Raw genomic sequence first — 1,338 nt, forward strand, 5'->3', positions numbered from 1 at the left:
CCATAATCTCCCCACCACATGGCCAATCCTTAGTGTCTTACTTCACCACTTCCATCAGCTTACCGAAGCTATCCACGACGTCATACTTCACGTTTTCTGGAGCAAACTTCTTGTTGATCTCATCGAAGAACTTACGGGCACATTTAATCTTGGTAGTTTCAATAGGCCGTAAATCCAGTGACGACATCGAGCCCTTGGTCTCAGCAACGAAATACACATGCTTGACCGAGCCTTCTTTGAAGGAAATGGCCCAGTCGGGGTTGTAATCACCGACTGGGGTTGGAATCAGAAAACCACGTGGCAACTTGGCATATACCACCACATCCTTGCTGGTATCCAGCTCTTCGACGAACTTGCGCTCAATCGCAGAGTCGGTAAGCACGTAGTCATAGATGTGATTTTGCAGTTTATTCCCGGCCTTACTCAAGTCCTGTTTGCTTTGACCAGTGGTAAAGATATCCAGATCAAACTTGTCTTCTAGCGTGTCATAGGCCAGATGCTCGATGATGACATTGGCCTTTTGTTCATTAACCAAGCGAATGGCTTCGGCAATGAAGCTTTCCGGGTTGCTCTTGAATTGCGCGAAGACGTCAGCATTGAGGCCTTTAAGAATTTCGGCAGCGGCTCGTCTTGTCAGCAAAGTTCCCTCTGATAACTTGCCAATCAGATCGTACTGCACAGCAGAGTGAATTGATGTGTTGTCCGATTCTGTTTCGGTAACTTTTAACTCGAAGGCATTACCCTTTTTGAGGTCATCGTAAGTTGCCGTATCAGCCTGCTCGCCACGGTGGATGGTGTATTGCAACGGTGTCACTCGCAACCCAGCATTCTTGTCATTGAGCGCCTTGATCGCATTGTTCACTAGCTCAACATCATCAAACAGCACGCTGTAAGTAGCCTTGCGATTGATTCGACCCCATAGCGCCTTGAATTCCTGCTTTTCAAAGTTGGCATTGGGCTGCAGTCTTTTGGGCTTGCGACCATCTTCTACCTGCATGAGCTGGTTTTCGCTGAATACGCTGTCAATCAGGTGGAATACCTGCTCCGCATAGGACTGCAGTTCATCCGGCAATGCCACCAGCGTGCCGTCTTTCTTGGCTTGATGGTACTTCTCCGTGATATTGCGTTTTTTATCAACGTAGCCGTTCTGGATTAGATAAAACTCAATGTCCGTGGCCTGTTCATCCGAGACCGTAACCGGGCCTTCGTTCGTGTTCATCATCTTGCCCGTGAAGTAGGCCTTGTCCGCCACACGCGGACGAGCTGACAAGGACTCGCTAATGTCCTTCTGCAAGGCTGTTACGAAGTCCTTGTAACTTTCGCTGGCCACAACTGTCA

General features: G+C 48.7%; 1 pseudogene. It reads right to left on the reverse strand.

The features are described 5' to 3' along the window. Positions 1 to 37: 37 nt before the first annotated feature. Positions 38 to 1,338, reverse strand: a pseudogene (locus RDN66_RS19085) (restriction endonuclease subunit R); the annotation flags it as partial.

This window comes from uncultured Kluyvera sp., from assembly GCF_902485085.1.
GTDB classification, from domain to species: Bacteria; Pseudomonadota; Gammaproteobacteria; order Enterobacterales; family Enterobacteriaceae; genus Kluyvera; species Kluyvera ascorbata.